This is a genomic window from Mycolicibacterium fallax (assembly GCF_010726955.1).
Lineage (GTDB): Bacteria > Actinomycetota > Actinomycetes > Mycobacteriales > Mycobacteriaceae > Mycobacterium > Mycobacterium fallax.
The window spans coordinates 3,199,301-3,216,576 of record NZ_AP022603.1; the positions used below are offsets into that span (position 1 = coordinate 3,199,301).

At 62.5% G+C, this 17,276-nt stretch carries 17 protein-coding genes and 1 pseudogene; 12 read left to right on the forward strand and 6 right to left on the reverse strand.

The window, feature by feature from the left end:
• Window positions 1–140 precede the first annotated feature (140 nt).
• Window positions 141–1,154, reverse strand: coding sequence for a helix-turn-helix domain-containing protein (locus tag G6N10_RS15265; RefSeq protein ID WP_197745644.1), 1,014 nt, complete (start codon window positions 1,152–1,154; stop codon window positions 141–143).
• A 122-nt stretch (window positions 1,155–1,276) separates the two neighbouring features.
• Here G6N10_RS15265 and G6N10_RS15270 point away from each other — a divergent pair, with 122 nt between their 5' ends.
• From G6N10_RS15270 to G6N10_RS15305, 8 genes are all read left to right on the forward strand, one after another.
• Complete coding sequence (locus G6N10_RS15270; protein ID WP_079626716.1) at window positions 1,277–1,597, forward strand: 2Fe-2S iron-sulfur cluster-binding protein; 321 nt, start codon at window positions 1,277–1,279, stop codon at window positions 1,595–1,597.
• Window positions 1,598–1,622: 25 nt separating this feature from the next.
• Window positions 1,623–3,011 (forward strand): cytochrome P450, encoded by a 1,389-nt coding sequence (locus G6N10_RS15275; RefSeq protein ID WP_085095080.1) that lies wholly within the window; start codon window positions 1,623–1,625, stop codon window positions 3,009–3,011.
• Entirely contained in the window at window positions 3,008–4,213 is a 1,206-nt protein-coding gene (locus G6N10_RS15280) for an NAD(P)/FAD-dependent oxidoreductase (RefSeq protein WP_085095078.1), read from the forward strand. Before G6N10_RS15275 ends, G6N10_RS15280 begins: the two co-directional genes overlap by 4 nt.
• Before the next feature lie 265 nt (window positions 4,214–4,478).
• Window positions 4,479–4,889, forward strand: a complete 411-nt coding sequence (locus G6N10_RS15285) for an SCP2 sterol-binding domain-containing protein (RefSeq protein ID WP_067992196.1) — start codon at window positions 4,479–4,481, stop codon at window positions 4,887–4,889.
• A gap of 48 nt (window positions 4,890–4,937) precedes the next feature.
• Window positions 4,938–6,554 carry a fatty acid--CoA ligase gene (locus tag G6N10_RS15290; protein WP_078290122.1) on the forward strand — a complete coding sequence of 539 codons (1,617 nt, stop codon included), beginning with the start codon at window positions 4,938–4,940 and terminating at the stop codon, window positions 6,552–6,554.
• Between the two features lie 45 nt (window positions 6,555–6,599).
• Window positions 6,600–7,706: an NDMA-dependent alcohol dehydrogenase gene (locus G6N10_RS15295; RefSeq protein WP_083000311.1), complete on the forward strand. Its 1,107-nt coding sequence runs from the start codon at window positions 6,600–6,602 to the stop codon at window positions 7,704–7,706.
• Window positions 7,707–7,977: 271 nt separating this feature from the next.
• Window positions 7,978–9,078, forward strand: a complete 1,101-nt coding sequence (locus G6N10_RS15300; protein ID WP_043985049.1) for a BtrH N-terminal domain-containing protein — start codon at window positions 7,978–7,980, stop codon at window positions 9,076–9,078.
• The gene (locus G6N10_RS15305) at window positions 9,075–9,743 is read left to right on the forward strand and encodes a transglutaminase-like domain-containing protein (protein WP_043985051.1); all 669 of its coding nucleotides are present in this window, start codon (window positions 9,075–9,077) and stop codon (window positions 9,741–9,743) included. The genes G6N10_RS15300 and G6N10_RS15305 overlap by 4 nt, the downstream gene beginning before the upstream one ends.
• Before the next feature lie 224 nt (window positions 9,744–9,967).
• Here G6N10_RS15305 and G6N10_RS15310 read toward each other — a convergent pair whose 3' ends face one another.
• Complete coding sequence (locus tag G6N10_RS15310; protein WP_162291742.1) at window positions 9,968–10,201, reverse strand: hypothetical protein; 234 nt, start codon at window positions 10,199–10,201, stop codon at window positions 9,968–9,970.
• Between G6N10_RS15310 and G6N10_RS15315 the strand changes: the two genes are divergently transcribed.
• The 4 genes and pseudogenes from G6N10_RS15315 to G6N10_RS15330 all read left to right on the forward strand — a co-directional run bounded on the left by G6N10_RS15315 (window position 10,169) and on the right by G6N10_RS15330 (window position 13,792).
• Window positions 10,169–10,552: a PaaI family thioesterase gene (locus G6N10_RS15315; protein WP_078281697.1), complete on the forward strand. Its 384-nt coding sequence runs from the start codon at window positions 10,169–10,171 to the stop codon at window positions 10,550–10,552. The genes G6N10_RS15310 and G6N10_RS15315 overlap by 33 nt on opposite strands.
• A gap of 181 nt (window positions 10,553–10,733) precedes the next feature.
• The gene (locus G6N10_RS15320) at window positions 10,734–11,783 is read left to right on the forward strand and encodes an LLM class flavin-dependent oxidoreductase (RefSeq protein ID WP_062655119.1); all 1,050 of its coding nucleotides are present in this window, start codon (window positions 10,734–10,736) and stop codon (window positions 11,781–11,783) included.
• 41 nt (window positions 11,784–11,824) lie between these two features.
• Window positions 11,825–12,510 (forward strand): annotated as a pseudogene (locus G6N10_RS15325) (TetR/AcrR family transcriptional regulator).
• A gap of 484 nt (window positions 12,511–12,994) precedes the next feature.
• Window positions 12,995–13,792 (forward strand): hypothetical protein, encoded by a 798-nt coding sequence (locus G6N10_RS15330; protein WP_043985058.1) that lies wholly within the window; start codon window positions 12,995–12,997, stop codon window positions 13,790–13,792.
• A 308-nt stretch (window positions 13,793–14,100) separates the two neighbouring features.
• Here G6N10_RS15330 and G6N10_RS15335 read toward each other — a convergent pair whose 3' ends face one another.
• The 4 genes from G6N10_RS15335 to G6N10_RS15350 all read right to left on the reverse strand — a co-directional run bounded on the left by G6N10_RS15335 (window position 14,101) and on the right by G6N10_RS15350 (window position 17,240).
• The gene (locus G6N10_RS15335; RefSeq protein WP_163742521.1) at window positions 14,101–14,895 is read right to left on the reverse strand and encodes a hypothetical protein; all 795 of its coding nucleotides are present in this window, start codon (window positions 14,893–14,895) and stop codon (window positions 14,101–14,103) included.
• A gap of 83 nt (window positions 14,896–14,978) precedes the next feature.
• Window positions 14,979–15,731 carry a helix-turn-helix domain-containing protein gene (locus G6N10_RS15340; RefSeq protein WP_043985060.1) on the reverse strand — a complete coding sequence of 251 codons (753 nt, stop codon included), beginning with the start codon at window positions 15,729–15,731 and terminating at the stop codon, window positions 14,979–14,981.
• Entirely contained in the window at window positions 15,728–16,588 is an 861-nt protein-coding gene (locus G6N10_RS15345) for a TIGR04255 family protein (protein ID WP_082067868.1), read from the reverse strand. Before G6N10_RS15345 ends, G6N10_RS15340 begins: the two co-directional genes overlap by 4 nt.
• Window positions 16,589–16,781: 193 nt before the next feature.
• The gene (locus tag G6N10_RS15350; RefSeq protein ID WP_085095074.1) at window positions 16,782–17,240 is read right to left on the reverse strand and encodes a hypothetical protein; all 459 of its coding nucleotides are present in this window, start codon (window positions 17,238–17,240) and stop codon (window positions 16,782–16,784) included.
• Window positions 17,241–17,276 lie beyond the last annotated feature (36 nt).

Below are 17,276 nucleotides of genomic sequence, written 5' to 3' on the forward strand. Positions count from 1 at the left end.
TACTGATGACTCACTCGACTTCGGTCAGCGGCCTCCACGGCCGTTCGGTGACGTCGTGGCTGATTCTTAAGCACCGGTTACATCTTTTCAGAAGAAGAAGCTACCCATGACCGGCTATCTCCGGGCGTGCGGGGACATCCTCAGCGTTGTGAGCGTCGGTACTCGCTCGGAGAGCGGCCGGTCCATCGCTTGAAGGCGTGTGAGAAGTTAGCAAGATCGCCGTATCCGAGCTCGGTCGCGATCTGGCTTGCCGACATTGATCGGGTGATTAACAGCATCATCGCGCTCTCCCGCAGACACGACTGGCGCAACTCGCGAAAGGTGGTGCCCTCTTCGGCGAGCCGGCGTTTGAGTGTGCTGGTGGATACCGAGAGTTCGTCTGCGACCCGCTGGCAACTTCGCTGTCCGGGATCCTCGTCCAACAACCGTCTCACCTTCTTGGAGAAGGACGTGGCTCCGCTCTGCTCGTCGAGGGTCCGCCTCAGCTCGGCGACGGCGAGTCGATACGCAAGGGGATCGGAGAACCGGCACACTTCATTGAGCGCGTTGACGGGAACATGAAGGTAGGACATCGGTGCGTCAAAGAACAGGCGCCCGGCTAGTACCATCTCTGCCGCGAGTTTGTTCAGGGAGACCGGCGCTGACCAACTCAAGTGGAGCGTGACGGTCAGCGCGTCACTGACGAGCATGTCCAGCAGTCGTAACAACGCCGAGCCGGTATATGTGACTGCTAAGCAGTCCAGGGCCCGATCGCCTGTGTGCCCCCAGAGCCCGACGGTGAGACCTTGGTCGTTTGGACGGAATTGTGCATTGATCGCCGTGGTGATCAACGGTAGATAGGTGAGCAGCTCGACGATCTCGGCTACCGAGCCCGCGCTGACCAGCGGGACGCTCAACGGGCCGAAGGATGTCAACTGTGTCTGTCCGGCGAACGCGAAGCCGAGCAGGGTTGCCTGGTCGACGTCGAGATCGGGGTAGACCTCCCGGAACCACCGTAACGGGGCCTGGACATCGTGCTGCATCAGCGTCGCCTCGTCGGTTCCCTCGCGCGCCATGATGGTGCGAAGCCGCGCGACGGCGTCCGGGTCGAGTGCCTGGCTCTCCAGCATTTGCACGAACGCGACCGGAGGCACACCGGCGTTGCTGAACTTCACCGATCGTGCCCCCTGAGCCCAATCCACAAGTTCCTGATCCGCGCAAACATAGCGGAAGCGCTCGGATTGGACAATCCTGTTAACAAGTATTCACATTCAGGGCAACTTAAGAGGAGTCGGTAATGGCCGTTGTCACTTTTGTCTCCCACGACGGCGACAAGCACCAGGTGCCTCTCGATGAAGGCCAGTCACTCATGCAGGTCGCGACCAACAATGCAGTGCCTGGCATCGACGGCGACTGCGGAGGCGAAGCGGCGTGCGGTACCTGCCATGTGATCGTCGATCCGCAGTGGTCCGATCGGGTCGGCCTCTCCGGCGCCGTTGAAGAGGAGATGCTCGCGATGAACCCCGAGCGTCAGCCGACCTCTCGGCTGTCCTGCCAGATGCAGGTCTCTGAGGCGTGGGACGGCTTGATCGTCCATCTGCCCGAGTTCCAACTGTAGCGACGAGAGAGACGGATAAGACGTAATGAAGGTTTCTGAAGCAATCACCGAGAAAGTTCAGGCGACCATCCCGATGGACCTGCAGATTCAAGGCGCACACCTGTATGACAAGACCCGGCGTTTGGTGACCGGAACGAACGGGAAAAGGCTCTTCGCCGAGAGCCCCATCCCACCGGTCGAGGACGTCGAACTCGCCGACATCGATCTCAGCAATCCTTTCCTCTATCGTCAGGGGCGCTGGCAGTCATACTACGAGCGCCTGCGCAACGAAGCTCCGGTCCACTATCAGCCCAACAGTCCGTTCGGTCCGTTCTGGTCCGTCATGCGGCATGCCGACATCGTGGCCGTCGAGAAGAACCATGAGGTCTTCTCCTCCGAGCCCTTCATCATCATCGGGGCCCCGCCTCGTTTCCTTGATGTCGCGATGTTCATCGCGATGGATCCGCCACGCCACGACAGGCAGCGGGCCGCTGTCCAAGGGGTGGTCGCGCCCAAGAACCTGCGTGAGATGGAGGGTCTGATTCGATCACGCGTGCAGGAGGTGCTGGACAACCTGCCCGTGGATCGGCCGTTCGACTGGGTGCAGAATGTCTCGATCGAGTTGACCGCGCGGATGCTTGCAACCCTCCTGGACTTCCCGTACGAGCAGCGTCGCAAACTCGTCGAGTGGTCAGATCTGGCAACCTCGATGGAGCAAGCCAATGGCGGTCCCTCGGACCTTGACGAGACGTTCGCAGGCATGCGCGACATGGCGCGAGGTCTCAGCGAGCACTGGCACGACAAGGCGGCCCGGACAGCTGCCGGAGAGGAAACCGGCTTCGATCTGATCACCATGCTGCAGAGCAACGAGAGCACCAAGGATCTGATCAAACGACCGATGGAGTTCTTGGGCAACCTTGTGCTGCTGATCGTCGGAGGCAACGACACCACCCGGAACTCGATGAGCGGCGGTGTTCTCGCGTTGAACCGGTACCCAGATCAGTTCGAGAAGCTGAAGGCAAACCCCGACCTGATCCCCAACATGGTCTCGGAGGTCATCCGGTGGCAGACACCGTTGGCCTATATGCGCCGGATCGCCAAGGCGGACACTATGCTGAACGGGCAGTTCATTCGCAAGGGCGACAAGGTCGTGATGTGGTACGCGTCGGGCAACCGCGACGAGCGCGTGTTCGATCGACCCGACGACTTGATCATCGACCGGGCCAACGCCCGCAACCACATCTCCTTCGGCTTTGGCATCCACCGCTGTATGGGCAACCGGCTGGCCGAGATGCAGCTGCGGATTCTCTGGGAGGAGCTGCTTCCGCGCTTCGACAACATCGAGGTCGTCGGCGAACCCGAGTACGTGCAGTCCAACTTCGTGAGGGGTATCAGCAAGATGATGGTCCGACTCACCCCGAAATCCGCCACATGACGTTGGAGCGGACGCTCATCGTCGGGGCCAGCCATGCCGGGGCCCAACTCGCGGCCAGTCTGCGCCAGGAAGGGTGGACCGGTGAGATCGTCCTCATCGGCGACGAGGCGGCGCTGCCCTACCAACGCCCTCCGCTGTCGAAGGCATATCTGGCCGGGAAGTGCACAGTCGACGAGCTCGCGATCCGCAACGCCGAGTTCTACACCAAGCAGCGAATCCAACTCCTGGATGCGACGGTGGAGGCGATCGACCGCTCGGCGGGTCAGCTCTCGCTGAACACCGGCGACGCATTGCCCTACGACAAGCTCGCGCTGTGCACTGGCGCCCGCCCTCGTCGGCTCCCTACCCCGGGAGCCGACCTGGCCGGAGTCTTCTACCTACGCACCGCCGCGGACGTCGAGATGATCCGCGAGGCCACCAGCCCCGGGAGTCGGGCTGTGATCGTCGGCGGCGGCTACATCGGACTGGAGACGGCCGCCTCGTTGCGTGCACTGGGTCTGGAGGTCACCGTGATTGAGGCGACCGAGCGCGTCCTCGAACGGGTCACCGCGCCCGAGGTATCGGCGTTCTTCGACCGGATCCACCGGGAGGAGGGCGTCAACATCCGGACGGGCGCGCTGGTCAAGGCATTGTCTGGCGACGGCAGGATCATCCGCGAAGTAATCCTGGCCGGTGGCGAATCGATTCCTGCCGACCTCGTCATTGTCGGCATCGGCGTTGAGCCGAACACCGAGCTCGCCGCTGCCGCGGGCTTGGTCGTCGACAACGGCGTCGTGATCGACGACCAAGCCCAGACCAGCGACTCCGCCATCGTGGCCGCCGGGGACTGCGTCAGCCACGACATGGCTCGTTACGGCCGCCGTATACGTCTGGAGTCCGTGCCCAGTGCGGCCGAGCAGGCCAAAGTCGCGGCGGCGACTTTGTGCGGGAAGTCCAAGAAGATATCAGCGCTGCCTTGGTTTTGGTCAGATCAATACGACCTCAAGCTCCAGATCGCGGGTCTCAACACCGGGTACGACGAGGTGGTCCTCAGCGGCGACCCGACCCGCGACCGCGACTTCACCTGCTTCTACCTGCGTGCCGGCGAGCTCATCGCCGCCGACTGCATCAATCGCCCCCGCGACTTCATGTTCAGCAAGCGGGTCATTACGCAGCAGGTCCCCGTCGAACGGGCCGAACTCATGCTCGCCGGCTCGGTCTGAGGTCATGGCTGCATGGGCGATGGGACGGCGACTGCGATTGCGACGCGTGTCTCGGAGACGAACGTCAGCGAGAACCGCCATCCAACTCCGCTGGCCGCGGGGACTGGCTAGCGGATGCCGCCGGGCACCTCGGCGGTGTTACCGCAGCGCATCAGAAGCTAGTGGAGGTCGCCAACAGGCGTGACGATTTTTGCGGAGGGAGCATCGTCTTGAGTCGATGCTCGCGACTGTTCTGTTCTGACAACGAGATTGGTGGAGATTGACGGTGGCGGTATTCAAGGACGAGGACGAGGTCTATGCCTTCTTGGGTGGGATCTTTCAACGGGGCTTGGAGAAGGAGGGACTGGCGGACAAGCTCGCAAATTCGGGTGTGGTGTTACGGGTGCACTACACCGATCCGGACGCGGTGGTAACGGTGGACATGCCGAAGAAGGTGGTGGAGACCGGAGCGGCCAGTACCGCGGTGCCCAACGTGGAGTTGTTCATGTCGGCGGACACTGGAAACAAGTTCTGGCTGGGCAAGGTGAACCTGACGATGGCGATGGCCAAGGGGACGGTGCGCGCAAAGGGCCCGGTGCCGAAGTTGATCAAGTTGATTCCGCAGGCCAAGAATCTGTTCCCCGAGTACCGGTTGATGCTGCAGAGTCAGGATCGGCAGGACCTCATCGATGCGTGACCGTCGCCTCATCAAGGGTTGTCGGGCGGGCTCTCGATGAGGAGCACGATGCAGGACGTTGCGTTGACGGTGCCCGCGATCGTGGCCCATGCTGCGGCAGTCCATGGCGATCGCGAGGTGTTGACCGCACGCGGACCCCAACAGATCTCTGGGGTGTCGTATCATGAGTTGGGGCAGCGTGCGGCGCGGTTGGCGAATGCGTTGCGCGAGATAGGCATTTGTGGAGACGAGCGTGTCGCGACGCTGCAGTGGAGCAACCAGGAGCACCTGGACTGTTACGCGGCGGTGCCGTCGATGGGTGCGGTGCTACATACGTTGAATCTGCGGCTGCCACCTGAACAGCTGACGTGGATCGCCAATCATGCCGAAGATCAGGTGATCATCGTCGACGGTACGGTGCTGAACCTGTTGGCGGCGGCGTTGCCGTCGATGACCTCGGTGCGCACGGTGCTGGTGACCGGCACGGGTGATCTTACCGCAGTGCAGGGCTGCGGAAAGGACGTCCTTCGCTACGACGATGTGGTGGCAGCCCAGCCGAGCACGTTCGACTGGCCCGACGTCGACGAGCAGTCGGCCGCAGCGATGTGCTACACGAGCGGTACTACCGGGCACCCGAAAGGCGTTGTCTACAGCCACCGTTCGACGTGGTTGCACTCTCAATCGGCGTGCACCTCGAACGCCTTGGGCATCGGTCATGACGACACGGTGTTGGCGATCGTTCCGATGTTCCACGCTAATGCCTGGGGGTTGCCGTATGCGGCGATGATGGCGGGGGCGCAGCTTCTGCTGCCTGACCGTTTCCTGCAGGCGGGGCCATTGGTGGAGATGATCGAGGCGGCCCGGCCCACGATGGCGGGCGCTGTGCCGACGATCTGGACCGATGTCTTGCACTACCTGCGCGACAATCCCGGCCACGACGTGAGTTCGCTGGAGATGGTGGCGTGCGGTGGTTCGGCGGTTCCGAGGTCGTTGATGACTGCCTATGACGAACTGGGCATCCGAATCGTGCAGGCCTGGGGGATGACTGAGACCTCCCCGCTGGCTGCGGTCGCTCTGCCGCGGAACACCGACACCCCGGAGAGGTCCCTTTACCTGCGGGGAACCCAAGGCAGGGTAGTGGCCGGTGTGCAGGCGCGCATCGTTGATGACAGCGGTGCAGAACAACCTTGGGACGGACTGTCGGTGGGGGAGATTCAGATCCGCGGCCCGTGGATCACTCAGTCCTATTACGAGCATGACAGTCCGGCGGTGTCGCCGGACGGTTGGTTATGCACCGGGGATGTCGGGACCATCAGCGCCGATGCGTTCATCACTCTCACCGACCGCGCCAAAGACGTGATCAAGTCTGGAGGGGAGTGGATCTCCTCGGTGGAATTGGAGAACGAGTTGGCCGCTCACCCTGCAGTACGCACCGCCACGGTGATTGGAGTGCCCGACGACAAGTGGCAGGAACGGCCGCTGGCAGTGGTGGTCCTGGCCGCTGACTGCACCGCCACCGCTGCGGAGTTGACTGAGTTCCTGCGTGCACGGGTGGCCAAGTGGTGGCTACCGGAACGGTGGGCGTTCGTCGCCGACGTTCCGTTGACGTCTACTGGCAAGTTCGACAAGAAGAAGCTGCGCCGCCAGCATGCCGACGGTGAGCTCGCCGTCGAGACGCTGGCGTGAACCATCCACTGCTACGGAAGCACCGACGTTGAGGAGAGGACACACATGAAAACACGCGCTGCCGTGCTCTGGGGCTTGGGAGAGAAGTGGGAGGTTGATGAGATCGAGCTGGATCCGCCCGGTGCGGATGAAGTGCTGGTCCGGTTGACCGCCAGCGGGTTGTGCCATTCAGACGAACACCTGGTGACCGGTGATCTGCCGTTTCCGCTGCCCGTCGTCGGTGGTCATGAAGGCGCCGGCACCGTGGTCGAGGTGGGTGCAGGTGTCGAGGACCTGGCCGAGGGCGATTCGGTCATCCTGACGTTCCTGCCGTCTTGCGGGCACTGCTCTTACTGCGCGCGCGGGATGGGAAACCTGTGCGACATGGGTGCGGCGATTATGATGGGACCCCAGATCGACGGCACCTACCGCTTCCATGCCCGCGGCGAGGATGTCGGCCAGATGTGCTTGCTGGGCACGTTCTCGGAATACACCGTGGTGCCGAAGGCCTCCTTGGTCAAGGTTGACCACGGGACACCGTTGGACAAGGCGGCCTTGATCGGTTGCGGTGTCACGACCGGTTACGGCTCGGCGGTACGCACCGGTGACGTGCGCGCCGGGGACACCGTGGTCGTGATCGGCGCCGGCGGCATCGGCATGAATGCGATCCAAGGCGCCCGCATCGCTGGCGCGTTGACCATCGTGGCTGTCGACCCAGTGGAGTTCAAGCGCGAACAAGCTGGCGGTTTCGGCGCGACGCATGCCGTTGCCACCATCGATGACGCCTGGTCACTGATCAGCGACATCACCCGTGGCAAACTCGCCGACGTCTGCGTCTTGACCACCGACGTCGCCGAGGGGTCCTACATCGGCGAGGCGCTGTCATTGGTCGGTAAACGCGGCCGTGTGGTCATTACCGCGATCGGGCACCCCGAAGACACATCGATGTCGGGTTCACTGCTGGAATTAACGCTGTATGAAAAGCAGATCCGCGGCGCCCTCTACGGCTCGTCCAACGCCGCCCACGACATCCCGCGGCTCGTCGAACTCTACAACTCCGGACACCTCAAACTCGACGAGCTGATCACCCGTGAGTACACCCTCGATCAGATCAACGAGGGCTACGACGACATGCGGTCAGGCCGCAACATCCGAGGACTCATCCGATTCTGACAGAGCACCCAAAGCAGGGAAGCGCAAAACGGCACCAAGCGAGCTCAGTACAACGATGGCGATGCTGCGGGTCAGGGGCTCTCACCGTTGACGCTTCGATGCGGGATAGCGATCGAAAGCAATGTTTCCCATAGTCATAGGCGCTCGAGCTGCGCGGGTGAGATTGGCTGCGGTCGAACAGTTCTGGCACCTACCGCCAGCCGGGACGCCTTGATGGTATGTAGCTTTCGATGAGTGTTAACAGTGCTATTGGATAAGAGAGGAAGCGGCGATGGCGAGGATTGAAATTCCCTATCTCCATAGGAGAGGAGGGCACTGTGGTTCCGGTGCGCTGCGTGACCTTACTGAATGGGCACAACTAGGATGGGGGACAGAAACACTCAGTGAAGGATTGGTCTTCACCCTCGGCGGAGCCTTGGACTTCTCGTACGTCCGCTCTACGCAATTGTTTCCCCAGATCTACCTGGTAGGACGAGGAAGCGACCTGGAAAAAGACTACCTCTCCCGAGTTGGTGCAAACTGCGTCGTGCGATCGACCGATGACGCAGACGTGGGATGGTCATTTGTTACCGACGAAGTCGACAAGGGCCGACCCGTCATGGTCTGGGCTGACATCGGCGAACTTCCTTACCTGCGCGTCCGATTGCACATGAGCCGTCACGACATCGTCATCACCGGATATGATGACGAACAAGGGGTTGCCTATGTGGTCGATAATGACCGCGAGACCACCCAAACGGTGGCTTATGATGACCTGCGCCGGGCGCGGTCCTCGGTAGGGTTCCCTACACCGACCCGGCACACCACATATCACGTCGACTGGCCGGAGCGAGTGCCCGACCTTGGGCCGATTGCCGCCACTGCATTAGCCGCGAGCGCAGCTTTCATGCGCGGCGGTGCCGTAGGTGCGCCGCTACTGCGCATCGAGGCAGCTGAAGTCGAGGCTTCCGGTTTGAAGGGTGTGCAGGAGTTCGCCGATGACGTACGGCATTGGCCAACGGTGTTTGATGACGACGCCCTGACCGCGGCATTGTTCGGGCTCGGGGCGTTCATCGAGAAAGCCGGAACCGGTGGCGGGCTCTTTCGTATGCTGCAAGCACAAGGTTGCCAGAATATCGCCGATCTCCTCGGGGACGCCGCCGCAGCCGAAGCGGCGGCCGCGGCCCGACACGCTTCCCAAGCGTGGTCTGAGCTTGCGGCCGCAGCCACCGATGCCGGCACATCGCTACGGAGTCGTAGTCTCGCTGCGGCCAAAATCGCCGCGACGATCCCGGACTCCGAAACACGCCTCGTCGAAGCCCTCGAAACGGCCAGTCGATCCGTTGGCACTGTCGATACCGGCCTCGAGGCTTATCTGAAAGGCTATCTGTGAGCGACACTTCAAACGAATCGAGTTTCCTGGAGACAACTGGGTTCCTCGATTGGCAGCACGACGATGTACAGCGCTTCACCGAGGACGCGGTCGGTGACGTTCGTGACCCTGTGCAGAAGGCGAGGTTGATCTTCACCGCTGTGCGGGACAGGATTTGGTACGATCCCTATAGCACCGACGACGATCCCGAGCATTATCGGGCGAGCTATGTAGCGACAGCGTCGAGGGCGTATTGCATACCGAAGGCGGTGCTGCTGACCGCGGCAGCTCGTGCGGCGGGCATTCCGGCCCGGCTCGGATTCGCGGACGTGCGCAACCATCTGCAGACCACCACATTGCGTGCCCGGATGGGAGGTACCGACGTGTTCGTCTACCACGGATATAGCGAATTACAACTCAACAACCGCTGGGTGAAGGCTACTCCGGCGTTCAATGCCGAGCTCTGCGCGCGATTCGGTGTACCTCCGATCGACTTCGACGGCCACACCGATGCGCTCCTCCATGCCTACGACGGTGGGGGAAGCCAACACATGGAGTACCTCAACGACCGCGGTTGGTACCACGATCTCCCCTTCACCGACATCGTTACAGAGTTGCATCACCGGTACGGCCCGCTCATGGCTGGTGCTGGAGCCCAGCGTGACGCCTTCTCCCAGGAGTTGTGAGGCGCTGCGGACTGTGTGCCAGTTCATTGTGACGCGATCTGGCCGGCTATGAATACACTGCAGTCCAAGGGATTACGGGCAGGACCAGATAGCCGACAGTGTCCTAATCGGAAGGTGTGTCGCAGCGATGATCTCGGCGGGCTAACGAGTCCTACATACATATCTACCGGCGATCAGCCCAGTCGACGCCGGCGCAATTCTTCAGTCGTGTGGTGAACCACGCGCTACGAGGGTCTATTTAGGAGGGTTTCGTCATCGAAGAGCAAGCGGAAGAAGATTCGGCCATCGCATGGTGGCATAGCTTTCAGGATCGTGCTGTCGCCGCCGACGGCGACTACCTTGATGCGCACCACCCGTGGTGCCTTGGTTGCGGCACAGACAATCCGCACGGTCATCGCCTGCGAGCGCGTCGGCATGGCGACGGGGTGGGTGCCAGGCATATCTTCGACGGCAGACATCGCGGCGCACCCGGTATCGCACATGGCGGCGCAGTCATGACCGTACTCGACGACATGGTGGGCATGTTGCTGTACGTCGTCGGTGAGATGGCCGTCACCCGCAGGTTCGATACCGAGTTCTACGCGCCGGTGTTGCTGGGGGTCCCCTACGAGGTCAGCGCGGAGCTGGTGTCCAAGACCGGCCGGAAACTCGAAGTCCGGACAGAATTGCGCGAGGAGACTACCGGTCAGCTAGTCGCGTCCGCCTCAGGGTTATTCGTCGTCGTCACGATGGCGCACTTCACTAGTTCCATACAGAAGGCGACTTCGACACCCTGCATTGTGCGGTCACCCAGGGAGGGAAGATGCTGAGCACCAGCCTTGGAGGTGGCGCACGGCTGGCCGCGCGCGTTCCACGTCTCTTACCCCGCTCGACGCAAACATCATCAACGCACTCATGTACCTGGTCGCCGAGGATCACCTCCACCAGACGGCGGCCACGGGTCAGCGCCGTCGTATTCGACGGCCCGCGCCCGCGCACAGGAGACCGGTCATGAGCACCTACGGCCTGTCGGTTCTCGGCGCGGATTTGAAGTCACTGGCCCAGACCGCACACGCCGCCGATGCGGCCGGGTTCGACGCCGTATGGGCCTCGGAGTTCTACTCCCGGTCGGGTTCGATCTCCATGGCCGCGATGGCCAACTGCACACAGAACTGCCGGATCGGTTCCTCCATTCTCTACGGCGTCGGCCGAAGCCCCCTGGTGCTGGCCACCGAGGCGCGTGATCTCGACGAACTCTCCAACGGACGGCTGGTGCTGGGCATCGGCAACGGCACCAAGCGGATGATGAGCGACTGGCACGGCGTGCCCGACACCTCCGCGCCCGCGCTGCGGATGGAAGAACTCGTGATGCTGCTGCGCCGGATATGGAACCTGCATGAAGGCCCGATCCATCACGAGGGTCGTTTTTACAGAATGAATCTCACGCCGACCGGCGACGTGGGACCCTCCAGCCGGCCGATCCCGATCGTCACCGCCGGTGTCCGGCCTCGGATGTGCGAGGCGGCCGGGCGGGTGGCCGACGGGCTGGCCGGACATCCCCTGTTCACCACCACCTACGTCGAGGAGATCGTCCGGCCCGCTATCGCCAGGGGTGCCGCGCACACCGGCCGCGACCCCAATGACGTGGAAATTATTTCCATGGTGATGTGCGCCATCCACGACGACGCCGAGGTCGCCAGGCGCGAACTGGCGCAGCAGATTGCGTTCTACTCCTCGGTCAAATCCTACGAGACGGTACTTGATGTGAACGGCTTCGCCAGCGAAGGCCGAACCATCCGGGAAGCATTCGCCCAGCGCGATTTCCCGGCGATGTTCGCCGCGGTGTCCGAGGAGATGATCGACACCATGGGCGTCGCGGGGACGGCACACGAGGTCCGTGAACAGCTGAGACGCTACGACGGCGTCCTCGACCACATCATGCTGTATTCACCATCGGTTGGCATCGCTCCCGAGCGCGTGCAGCAAAACCTCGACAGCATCATTCGGGAATGCTCGCCCGCCTCGATGTCGCCAGGGCAGTCCGGTCCACGTTCAATCTGATCCACGCATTGCCGCCGAAGTTGACCCGCCGAGGTGAATGAGTGAGCGACAGTCAGCCAGCGCCGGTCCCTGACGATGACGTGGACCCGCGGCGAATCCGGTCTCGAAATCGACTGCTGGATGCAGCCGCGACCCTTCTGAGCACTGGCGGCGTGGAAGCCGTCACGATCGATGCCGTCACCAAAGCGTCCAAAGTGGCCAGAACCACGCTTTACCGCCATTTCCAAAGTTCGTCGCACCTGCTCGCAGCCACGTTCGAACGCTTGCTTCCCCAGGTGACGACTCCGGTACCGACCAGCGGCCCTCTGCGTGACCAGTTGATCGAATTGCTAAGCCGCCAAGCCGCTCTTTTCAACGACGCGCCACTGCATGTCACGACGCTGGCATGGCTGTCCCTTGGTCCCACCGGCCCGACGAACGAAGCCGATGATCGACACACATCCGGCGCGTTGCGGGCCCGAGTCGTCGACCAGTACCGGCAACCGTTCGACGCCAACTCTCTAGCCCGACGGCGCAAGCCGAGTTGGAGAACTTCGACCGAGAACTGGCGCTGTGCCAACTGGTCGGCCCACTGGCGTTTGCCCGGATGACCGGCATTCGCGCCATCACTCACGACGACTGCGTGAACCTCGTCGATGGCTTTCTCGCCGCCCACTGCAAGAGCGACGATGGCGAGACCAAGCGCGTGAAGGCCGCCAGTCTGCATGCAGGGCGACCGCTCGCATAGCCCTCTAGCACAACGAGTTTCACTGCGCCCAGTCTGGCTGGTCTTCGAACTTTCCTCTGCACTCCAGTCACGTCGGCGATGGCACCGGCGAAATGTTCGCCGTCACTCGCTAGGGGCCGTGCACGCAGATCGCAGGCATGCCCACGACGACTATGTCGGGCCAGGCGACGTGAACCGCCTCAGCGTTCGCAGTGCGGTTGCTCGCGTTGAGACCCCGTAGCACTTTCGTCAATGGCATTGCGGATCGATGCGTGTTTATCGTCCGACGAAAAGTGATCGTGCTGGCCCCAGAGTGCAAGAGGTGTGTCGGAATTGGAGGAACTGGCTGGCAGGGATGGCTTGGTGGCAAGCGGGGCGGGTTACTCGGCAGTGACGACAGCGGCCGGGGCGCGCCATCGGAAGTGACGCTGAGCGACGCGCGGAACTGAGACGAATGTGGCTGTGGTCGTGGACCAAACCTCGTGTTGCTTCGTAGGTTGTCGACATGACTGCTGTGTCGAAACTGGAGGCGCGTCGTCGCGCCGTCGAGGCGCAACGCCGAGCGAACGAAGTGCGAGCGCAGCAGGACCGTGCCAACGCCGATGACGCGACCGCCGTTCGGGCGTTGATCGGACGCCTGCAGGATGTGGACGAATGGCAGGCCCGTCGCGTCGCGCAGTCTCGCCAGCAAGCGGAGGCGGAGGCGCAGCGCAGGCGCAGCCGCTATTACGCGGAAGCCTGTGCATCGATCAAGGACATGCGGGAACGTGGCGCGACGTTGGCGGCTATCGCCGAGCTGGTCGGTGTTGATGTCAGAGAGATACGCGCGCTGCTGCGCAGCAAGGCGGCGAAAACCGTTAAGAAGCAACCGGCTGCGCGCGCTGATGCATGGCGCGACGCTCGTGTGGACACGGAGTGGCCGCGGTGCGTGCGATGCGATGTGTTGATGATGGATCCTGAAGACAGGCCACGTCGCGGACGCCGCCGGCTCTACTGCTCGGACACGTGTCGGCGCGACTCATCTGCTGCACGCATGGCTGCCGAGCGCCACGGAACGCCGATCCGCGTCGTCGAGGTGCCGAGGGCCGGTTCCGCGACCGACCTCGCCCTGACGCCTGAAGATTCACCGGCTCCTGTCCCTGTCAGCGCGCTCGACGCCGCAGACATTGCCTCCCGGGACGAGCGGGCGCTGTGCACGCTGCTAGCGAGGCTCACGGAACGGGCACGGCACAAGGACCTCGACCGAGCGACTCTGACGGCGGCGCGTGATCTCGCCAAAGCTGTTTATCCGTATCGCGCCTGAACGGCTCAGCAACCGTATCGATCATCTGGTCGTCAACGCCCGTTGTGCCCGCGTGATGCGCGCTGCGTAACCTGGGTCACGTGGCAGATAACCCGCCAGGCAATCGATGTGCGTCCTGCGCAACATCGGCATCGGCGTTGCCGAGCGCCCTAGGGCGGATCCGTCGCCAGTGAGCGCAGTCGCTCGTAACCTGCCTTCTGACTCCGCGATCCGGCCGGGAGCGGACCGCGGCGTGCTTCGATAGGTACGTGGGGCCACCCTGTCCGAAATCAGCTGTGCGATTGGTGAGGCGGACACCCCGAGTGGGTCTATGCAAACCGTCCGCGCTCGAGAGTCGGCGCTTCGATGGGTACCGACGCGCGATAGAGTCGCACGGGGCATTTGTCGACCGTGAGGAAATGGATTGGTTCCCAAGTAATCCCGGCGGCGTTCAATGACTTCCGATGGGACTTCCATTCGTCGCGAAGCGGTTTCTTCTCCGACGGTCCGAAGCGGACGTCTGTCAGCACGAGTAGTCGCACACGCTTCGGATACAGTGTGGTCCCCTCGACGATCTCCAAACGAAGCTGTTCGACGTCATCGCACCAGTCCTGCGACTTCTTCGCCTTCGAAATGAGTTTGCGCAGAGCTTCGAATACCGGACCGGCAAGCGCATCGTGCACAGCAGGCCGGCCAAGTTTGCTGGCAAGGCGCTGTCCGAGAATGAGCTCGTCCTCAATCGAGGCGAACCCCACGACCGGTTCCTGCGCAGCGAGCAAACCCTTGCTGACCGGAACGATCGCGCGCAGGTCCACGGCCGAAACCGCTCCAGGAACCGGAGGCTCACTTAGCCAGACGTAGTCGGAGAGCTGATGGTCTTTGATCTGCTGGACCTTCTCCGTCGAAAAGACTGAGATGTCGCGTACCGGGCATGCCTGCACCAGCGGATGCCGCATCCCGGGACCGCCCGCAATGTCGCAGGTCTGTGACACCACCGCGGCATACCCGCTGTCGCTCAATGGTGCTGACCGAGCACGCACCTCACCCAACGCTCCATCGGCAGCGGGTTCTCCGGTTACAGGGTCATCTACCCACGCTGGGACGATCCATGCGCCGCGATCCATCGGGAGAAGATGCCCTTGCCGCCACCGCTCCAGAGCGAGAAGCGTGTGCGGGGGCCATCGCTCCGGCAGGAGTCGATCAATAGTCACCGGGCGAATCCGTCCTCGACGTTCTCGGTCACCACCGGACCACCGGTTCGAATGATCGGTGTCTCGACGTGTTCGGCGATCCCCTCGTATACCGAAGTGCCGATCTCTCGCCGAGGGAACGGCGTCCGATCCACAGCCAGGTCAACGAGGTCGTCGAACCGGCCGTCGAGTAGTGCGGAGGCTCGCTTCTTGTCGGCACGCAGCCACCTGTTCATCGGCTGGTCCAGTGTGCTGCGGAGGTCGTCGACGGCGTCCGCCAACTCCCACAGTCCACCCAAGCTGGCTACACGGGGCCGGCTGGCGGGGGGCTTTGCCGCCCACGAGTGGAACGTGCGCTTGTTGATGCCGGTGGCCTTGAACATCTCCTTCTGCGTTAGGCCCAGTTCGGCTCGGATTCGTTCGAAGGCATCAAGAACGTCGACCGTCTCGTCGACCTGTTGCTCGTCGGACAGCACCGTATCGATGAATGTATACGGCATCGTCAACCACAGCGCCGAGCCCGGAAGGTTCATCTGCCCGTCGAGACTCTTGAAAACTTCGACGCGAACCTGATCCCATCCGCACGGGTCGAGGGCTCCAGAGAAATGCGCGACGACATCCCGCAACCCCGGCGATGAACTCATCTCCACGAACGTGCTGGACCAGAGTCCGTCCTCGCAAGGGGCCGGGTACAGGCCCTTTTGTGCTCGGGCCCAGGAAGGTGACCGGAGCACGCGGGAGCCGGTCGGCTGCTGCTCCATGATCGTCATTTCGCGCTCCCTTCTCGAAGCTCTTTCAGGTAGGTATCGGTAACCGACGCCTGAAAAAGTGACAACGAAGTGCGGTTCAGCCGCTCCGCTGAGATGACGACCTCTCGCACGTCGAACGTGAATGAGGAGTGGCGGAACACGTCCGTATCGAGTAGATACTGCACGCACTTGCCCGAATCATCGCGAACTGGTCCATGCCGCAGCAACGCGCCGTGATGATCATCAAGCCGGATCTCCACCTGCTGTTGAGCACCTCGAACACTGCCGCCGAACACTGGGTTAAGCACAGGGCCCAGAAGGGTGTCGTCGATCCGGCCACGCCAAGCCTCTGCAGAGTTGAACCCACTGTCATGGAAGCGGTCGACGTACCGCAGACCGATGCGGTGCACCAACGATGGCTTGACTAACCGTCCGAGAGATTCGACCAGAACGGTTAGCGGAGCCTTCATGCTGGTACGCCACCGCTCGTAGCGGTTGACCTGCATGATCAGGATGTCGGGCATGAGCGTGACGTGTGCTCCGTCCGCGGAAGCAATTTGCCACCCACTGGACTCCGCTGCCACCTGGGCAACGCCGTTGGCCCCGAAGTCGATCCTCATCTGCTGTTGAACGGTGGGTTGAATGCTCGGGAAGTCCACCCCCGTGTTCTCCACAAGGTCGTCCCGGAAAGCAGCGGCGACCTCCGGTGTGATCTCGTCGGTACGGGCGGTATACCGGATCTCGATCACTGCGACTTCGAGGGGAGCGTTTCCGAGCAGGGTCGGATCGGCCGAGGGCAGCCCCCCCAATGGAACGTCCTCAGCTGGGCGAAGTGTGTGTGGATCGATGGTCATACTGTCCTGTCCATAGAGATGCACCTTAGATGCACCTACCGACAAGTGTAGGCGCTATCGTCAGAGATGAGGAGCAGGAGAGGCAGCGCCCCCGGTCCGGAAATAGCGAACGCGGCTTCAAGGGATCTATGCGCCGCTCGATCGCATCTCGTCTGTCGACACGGGAGTGCGAAAGGCCATTTCGAAGCGGATGGTGCCGCCGCAAAACGGAACCTACCTAAGAACGGCTTAGGCGCAGTGTGCTGCTCTGCCGCCGTTGGGCCGGCCCGCACGCCGTCAGAGAGCCATTTGCCCTTCCAACACCGTGGGCTGTCAACGCGGCGATCTCGGCAGGTAGGCCAGCCGCGAACCGGAGCTCCAGCTCGTCGAGCACGTCCCGACGCGCCGCTGTAAGTAACAGAGCTGAATCGTCACGATGGGGGAGAACTCCGTGATCGCGCACATAGCAATCTGTGACGGTATCGATGAGGTCGTCCAGTGAGCTGGTGAGAAGGAGCGCGTCGTCGCCGGCGTGGCTCTCTGCGAACTCCTCGCAACGGTCGCTGGACCATGTTGCCGGATAAGTAAGTTCTGACAGATACAGCTGCTTGATGGCCGCCTCCAATCGGCCGGACCACCCGTAGTCAGGCCAGTCGTGGATGACCGCCTGGGCGATCGCCTCGAATTGCGCGCTCACGGACACCAACTCCTCACGTAGAGGGACGTGGTGCTG

Bases quoted from the DNA above. Each gene is read 5' to 3' on its own strand.
- G6N10_RS15270 (WP_079626716.1), top strand. From the start codon at position 1,277: ATGGCCGTTGTCACTTTTGTCTCCCACGACGGCGACAAGCACCAGGTG.
- G6N10_RS15275 (WP_085095080.1), top strand. From the start codon at position 1,623: ATGAAGGTTTCTGAAGCAATCACCGAGAAAGTTCAGGCGACCATCCCG.
- G6N10_RS15280 (WP_085095078.1), top strand. From the start codon at position 3,008: ATGACGTTGGAGCGGACGCTCATCGTCGGGGCCAGCCATGCCGGGGCC.
- G6N10_RS15290 (WP_078290122.1), top strand. From the start codon at position 4,938: ATGCAGGACGTTGCGTTGACGGTGCCCGCGATCGTGGCCCATGCTGCG.
- G6N10_RS15295 (WP_083000311.1), top strand. From the start codon at position 6,600: ATGAAAACACGCGCTGCCGTGCTCTGGGGCTTGGGAGAGAAGTGGGAG.
- G6N10_RS15300 (WP_043985049.1), top strand. From the start codon at position 7,978: ATGGCGAGGATTGAAATTCCCTATCTCCATAGGAGAGGAGGGCACTGT.
- G6N10_RS15310 (WP_162291742.1), bottom strand. From the start codon at position 10,201: ATGTCTGCCGTCGAAGATATGCCTGGCACCCACCCCGTCGCCATGCCG.
- G6N10_RS15320 (WP_062655119.1), top strand. From the start codon at position 10,734: ATGAGCACCTACGGCCTGTCGGTTCTCGGCGCGGATTTGAAGTCACTG.
- G6N10_RS15330 (WP_043985058.1), top strand. From the start codon at position 12,995: ATGACTGCTGTGTCGAAACTGGAGGCGCGTCGTCGCGCCGTCGAGGCG.
- G6N10_RS15335 (WP_163742521.1), bottom strand. From the start codon at position 14,895: ATGGATCGCGGCGCATGGATCGTCCCAGCGTGGGTAGATGACCCTGTA.
- G6N10_RS15340 (WP_043985060.1), bottom strand. From the start codon at position 15,731: ATGACGATCATGGAGCAGCAGCCGACCGGCTCCCGCGTGCTCCGGTCA.